Raw genomic sequence first — 6,177 nt, 5'->3', positions numbered from 1 at the left:
AGATAGCCAAATTCAGTGAATTACGGGCTATGATTGCTTGAATTTATATTTAAGTCCATACTCTTCAAGTTTGCTGTATAGTGTTGTCCTGCCTATGCCGAGCAGTTCTGCGGCGACACTCCGGTTGCCGTTTGCCTGTTTCAACGCACGCAATATCCGCTCCTTATCCTCCGCGTCATTGCGCAAGGCGAAGCTGACAGTAGAGGTCGGTTTCGTCACGGCAAGTTCCAGATGCTCTTTCATGACAACACCTTCCTGCGCCTGCAATACAGCACCCATAACTTTCTGCCGAAGTTCCCGCACGTTGCCCGGCCATGCGTGTGTCAGCAACGCTTTACGTGCTTCGGAACTGAACCCGCTCACGCTACACTCCAGCTCTCTGTTTGCCATATCACGGAAGAACTCTGCCAGCGGCATAATGTCTTCTTGACAGTCACGCAACGGAGGAACGGTTATCCCGAAGTCGTGCAGGCGGTACAGAAGATCCTGCCGAAAACGCTTTTCATTCACCGATACCTCCAAATCTTCATTGGTAGCAGCGATGATGCGGACATTGAAATTCCGGTCTGCCTTGTCTCCGACCGGGCGATACCGCCTCTCCTGTATGGCACGGAGCAACATCTGTTGGGTTTCCAACGCGAGGTTTCCTACCTCGTCCAGAAACAACGTGCCGCCTTCCGCCTCATGGAAATATCCTTTCTTGGCATTGTCCGCACCTGTAAATGCACCTTTGACGTGTCCGAAGAAAGCCGACGGTGCAAGCTCTTTGGAGAGTGAACCGCAGTCCACCGCCACAAATGGCTTGCCTGCACGTTTGCTCTTGTCATGCAACAGGTGGGCAATATGCTCCTTGCCCGTGCCGTTCTCACCAAATATCATCACGCTCATATCGGTGGCGGCTACCAGCCTTATGCGGTGCATGATTTTCTGAAAGGCGGAACCTTCACGGGCGAATATAGGCATACGGCGTTGTCCTGCCTGACGTTCTTTCAGTATGGAACGGATCAGGGGGACAAGTTTATCCTCCACAAGCTGTTTGGGAATATAGTCTATCGAGCCGAGTTTCATGCTTTCCACGGCGGTATTAACTTCGGCGTAGTCGGTCATAATGATGAAGGGCTGCATCTTTCCCTCCTTTCGCATCCAGCACAAAAGGTCTATGCCACTGCCGTCAGGCAGACGCAGGTCGGCAACCACGATATCATTATCTGTTGCCTGTTGCAGATGTTTCTTCGCGGTTGAGAGGTGGTAAGCCTTCATATTGCGGTAGCCCTCCCGTGACAGCATATTGCAGACATATTCGCAATACACGATGTTGTCTTCCACCACAATTATTTTTGTCTTATTCATCTTCGTATTTTCTCCTTTCCTCTTCTGCCAACCGTATTATTTCCACTCCCTTATCCAGCACGGCAGTCACGGCATGGCTTAACGCTTCACCATCCGGGAGAGCATCGCCACGAAGCAATCCGTAAAGTACATTCAGCGGTTGGTCGGCACGGAGCACCTCCCACGAACTGCGCAGGTGGTGGATCAGGGAATCCAGCTTTTGCAGGTCTTTTTCTTTTGCTGCATCCCGTACCGCCTGCATTTCCTTTTCTGTTTCAGTTATCAACTTTTCCAGCATGACGGCTTCATTGCCATAGGACAATAAGGCGGAAAAGTCCGGTTTCCCGTCCGGTGTCGCTTTTATGGCACACCTGTCGGAAACCTCCATCAGTTCCGATATGGAGAACGGTTTGAACAGGCATCCGGCAAAGCCTTTTGCCAATAGTTCCCCTTTGTTACAACTGCCCGAAGCGGTTGCCACAACCACCGGGATTGTTGGTGAATTGCCCACGTTGGACGAACGCAACAGTTCCAGCAATTCGAAACCGTTTATATCGGGCATATTCAAGTCTGTCAGCAACAGGCTGTATTCTTTCTGGCGTATCATTTCCATCAGTGCCGCAGCATCGGTGCAAGTGTCGCAGTGTATTCCTTCTTGGGAATACATCTCTTTCAGCATCAGAAGTAATACCTCATCATTGTCAATGGCGACAACATCATGGAATTTATTGTTATGATAAACAGGTGTATTGCTTGTATATCCAAGCTGTTCTTCAGCTTCCTGCATAGAAATTTCAACTGTGAAACGACTGCCTTTCCCTTTCTTGCTGTCTAAACGGATTGTTCCGCCAAGCATCGACACAATATTACGCATTATGGCAAGCCCAAGCCCGAAACCCTCCTTTGCGGCGGCATTTGATAGACGTTCAAACGCACCGAACGCTTGTTTCTGTTCCTCTTCTGTCATGCCTGTACCTGTATCTTCAACGACCAGTGTCAGAACTCCATTATCATATTCAGTAATCAAAGAAACACCGCCTTCTTCTGTGAACTTGACAGCGTTTGACAGCAGGTTATTCCCGATTTGTATTATTCGCTCTTTGTCGGTCAATACAATGGCATCGTGTCCAGTCTTCACGGACAAGGACAGCCCTTTGTTCACGGCAACAGGCATGAACTCCGTTTCAAGTGTGTGCGTGATTGCTGAAATCCGGCAGGGTGACAGACGGGGCTGTTCCTTGCCGTTGTCCAGGCGGAAGAAGTCAAGCAAAGTGTTAAGCATATCCCGCATACGGTCGGAGGATTGCAGTATGTTTTGGATATACTGCCCGGACTTATCCTCACACTGTTCTTTCCGTATCAGTCCGGCATAGCCTGTTATTGCTGTCAGCGGTGTGCGCAGTTCATGGGTGATAGTATGTACCGCCTTCTTCCTTGACGTTATCAGTGCCTCGTTCCGTTGTACGGATTGTTCCAGTTGCCTTATCAAATCAGTTGTCTTGTGCTTGTATTGTTTAATGCTTTTTGCATCACGATGTATGATGATGTAGGAAATTAACAACAATAGAAGAACGAATCCCATTAAACCGCCTACTTGCATAAATGACTTTTCACGCATGGCAACTATTTCGTTTTCCCGGCTTTGCAGTTCGGTTTGTACCTTTTCTTCTATTTGGCAAATCAATTCTTGCAGTTGTCTGTTAAGTTCTGCATTACGAGCTGCAAGGCTGTCGGCTTGTTCCGACAATTGGCGATCCTGCACTTTCTGTTCGCTGATTACGTTTCTATTGACCGAATGAAGGATAGTGGTTGATACTGCTGGAGTTACTTCCTTTTTTTTGCCGAATATGCCTAAGAAACCTTTTCGTTTTGGCTTTTTGGACTGTTCCTGCACACTTTTCTGTACAATAACCGGAATTTGATTGGCTATCTTCTTGTTAATAGATTGTTGTTCATCCATTAACCGGACTATCTGGAACATCTGTCGTTCCTTATCCTCTAAAAGACTGCGCACACTATCGATGCGCTCTGCTGGATAGGTGGCCTTGAAACGGCAGAGCATACTGTCCATTGCCATACGCCGTGCATGGTAATGCTCGATATCTTTATCGTTCCATTCCAGTATTGTTTGCTGAATACTTGAATTCAAATCGTGGAGAAGTGAATAGACAGTATTACCCGACAGAGCAACTATGACATAGCAATGCCATCAAACAAATGACGGCACACACAAAGCATAGACTGATTGTCTTGACCTAAAAGATTGATTGGAATTTATTCAGGACTGCCTATCACTTAGATAGAAGTCCAAGGTCTACTGAAATACATAATTCAAAAATTAAAATTGCTTGACTGCAAATTTAGTAACTTTGCTTGACAAATTAACGAGAAAGAAGAGAAAATGAAAGCCGACCGCATAACATCACCTATACGCAAGCAGGGGTTTCGGTCTTCGTAGGACAGGAAACTGCTATATTTGAAGTTCAGTTCTTCGTAGAAAGTCCAGTGGTTAAAATCCCTGCCTGCGTATAGCTGAGAAACGTTATGCGGCAGCTTAAAAGACGACACCAAACCAGAAAAATCGTCTTGACCATCACCCAACTTTGAATTAAGAAGGATGAAATTTTTCAGGAACAACTTCCAACATTTCCAAAAAACAGTTTTTCCATTGACTTGGAGACAAACAGACAATTTGAGCATTAAGGTTTAAACCGAATTTTTCTGAAATTGACCTGACCTGACTTTTCCTGAAAATCGACTTTAAAGCTGTTTTTACAGATAACTCAGGCTTCTGTAACAGACAGGAAATAAATGCTAAGTATTTGGCTTTAAACTTAAAATCAAAAATTAACTGTTTTCTTTTAATGTCTAACAGGGCTGACTTGACAGTTGGCGGTGGCAAGAAACTTTCAGGACCTACCTCATAGACAAGTTTCAAATCAAAAAATGTATGATAGAAAACGGTATATGGATTGTAAAGCTTCCTCGAAAATAACTTTTGTGTAGGTTCTAACTGAAGGACAATGGAACCTCCCTGAAAATTTTCAAGACCCTCAAACATCAGGATTTTGAAAATATCGGAAGTAATGCCATAAGGAATATTTGACACCACTTTGAAAGGAAATTTCGGAACTACAAAATTCCTAAAATCACAACCGACAACTTGAACATTTCGGGTATCAGAAAATAATTTCCGTAAATGTTCAACCAAAGCTGTGTCGTTTTCAATAGCTACGACATTATGTGCGATTTTTAATAAATGAACAGTTAGAAACCCTTTGCCTGCTCCAATATCTAAAACTGTATCTTGACTGCTTATATTTGCTATTTTTATTGCATTTTGTATTAGCACTTTATCAATAGTAAAGTGCTGACCCGTAAAACGAACGGGCAATTTCTTTTTTGTCATTAGTAACTTCTTACAGGTGCTGAATTCAAGTTACAAATGCAACGGAATTCATATTAATAATTTGTTTAAATTTTTCGTTTGGTGTGAGGTATCCAAGTCTTTTACGAGGTCTATTATTTAGATTGTTTTCAATCCATTTAATACGCTTGTTGGTTACTTCACTAAAGTCCGTACCCTTTGGGATATACTGCCTGATAAGACCGTTAGTATTTTCATTGGCACCACGCTCCCAAGAGTGGTATGGCTTACAAAAATAGAAATTAATATCTAGTTTTTGTGATATATCCTCGTGTTTTGCAAATTCTTTTCCATTATCAGCCGTTATTGTGTGTATTAAGTTTTTTACTTTTCGCAATGCCCATACTGTAATCTTTGCTACAGGGATGGCTTCTTTCCCTGATAGCTTACGTATCCAGACTCTGCTTGTTGCTCTATCATTAATGGTTAGAATAGCACCTTTGTGATTCTTTCCAATAATTGTATCTATCTCTAAATCACCAAATCTTTCTTTTTGCTCTACTATTGAAGGTCGCTGGTCAATATCAACCCTATTGGGAATAAATCCTCTACCTGCGTTTTTAGAACCACGCTTTGAATATTTTCGCCCTTGCCTTCTAAGATATTTATGGAGATCCCCACCTTGTCGTTTATCATTCCATATCCAACAATATATAGTTTCGTGAGATACCATAGCTATATTTTCTACTTGGCTTCTGCCCACTATCTGCTCTGGGCTCAAATCCTTTCGTAGAAGCTTTTTTACACGCTTCTTCATAGCTTGTGTAAACACCTCCTTTCGCTTCTTTTCAACCTTACGTTTATCTGCCTTTCTTTGAGCAAGATCAGGGTTGTATTTTCCACTACGAATATCGCAATTGCGTTTTATTTCCCTATAGATACTACTTTTATCAACGCCAATAGCTTCAGCTATATCTTTTTTACTCATAGGAACTTGCAGCATCTTAGAAATTGCATACCTTTGCTTTTCGGTTATATGTTTACTCATCTACAACTTTTATTTCTTTGGACGGACAATAAAAACAAAGATAGTAACATTATCCATTCAGCAGAGAACAGAGGGATTTGTCTCTCTTTTCTCTCTGAAAAAATATTACTTATGCAGCTATTAATCCTGTACCAAAAAGTTGCATTTATAACTTGAACTCAAGTTTCACCCAATAGAGAAAATTTTATCATTTGAATATTGATATTGTTTATTTCTTTTCGGAGCTCGTCTATTTTTTTATTGCCAAGTTCTAATGCTTCTATCTCCTGCCATTCATAGAGGCTATTATATGCCATACATCCGATAAGAATGGAGATAAGTATATATCCCAACCGTATTGCCTTATAGAAATTTCCTGACCGCTCCATTATTTTAATGACATTGATTTTTGGAACATGAATAAAAGTTTATCTTTTTCGTTCATGCGGATATT

Annotated in this window: 3 protein-coding genes and 2 pseudogenes; all 5 read right to left on the bottom strand. The window is 42.5% G+C overall.

Translation table 11 applies throughout. The features are described 5' to 3' along the window. Positions 1-27: 27 nt before the first annotated feature. The gene (locus DW947_RS21120) at positions 28-1,350 is read right to left on the bottom strand and encodes a sigma-54-dependent transcriptional regulator (RefSeq protein ID WP_004291471.1); all 1,323 of its coding nucleotides are present in this window, start codon (positions 1,348-1,350) and stop codon (positions 28-30) included. Continuing rightward, positions 1,343-3,472: pseudogene (locus DW947_RS21115) on the bottom strand (ATP-binding protein); the annotation flags it as partial. The gene DW947_RS21120 and the pseudogene DW947_RS21115, both read right to left, overlap by 8 nt. Positions 3,473-3,937: 465 nt before the next feature. Next, positions 3,938-4,738 (bottom strand): 23S rRNA (adenine(2058)-N(6))-methyltransferase Erm(F), encoded by an 801-nt coding sequence (gene erm(F) / locus DW947_RS21110; RefSeq protein ID WP_118066893.1) that lies wholly within the window; start codon positions 4,736-4,738, stop codon positions 3,938-3,940. A 25-nt stretch (positions 4,739-4,763) separates the two neighbouring features. Further along, positions 4,764-5,744, bottom strand: coding sequence for an IS30 family transposase (locus DW947_RS21105; RefSeq protein ID WP_117917169.1), 981 nt, complete (start codon positions 5,742-5,744; stop codon positions 4,764-4,766). A gap of 161 nt (positions 5,745-5,905) precedes the next feature. Beyond that, positions 5,906-6,112 (bottom strand): annotated as a pseudogene (locus DW947_RS22130) (hypothetical protein); the annotation flags it as partial. Positions 6,113-6,177 lie beyond the last annotated feature (65 nt).

Origin of the sequence: Bacteroides sp. AM44-19 (assembly GCF_003603395.1) — a bacterium.
In the GTDB taxonomy this organism is placed as follows: domain Bacteria; phylum Bacteroidota; class Bacteroidia; order Bacteroidales; family Bacteroidaceae; genus Bacteroides; species Bacteroides uniformis.
This window is presented reverse-complemented; position numbering and strand designations above follow the sequence as displayed.

Bases quoted from the DNA above. Each gene is read 5' to 3' on its own strand.
- DW947_RS21105 (WP_117917169.1), bottom strand. From the start codon at position 5,744: ATGAGTAAACATATAACCGAAAAGCAAAGGTATGCAATTTCTAAGATG.
- DW947_RS21120 (WP_004291471.1), bottom strand. From the start codon at position 1,350: ATGAATAAGACAAAAATAATTGTGGTGGAAGACAACATCGTGTATTGC.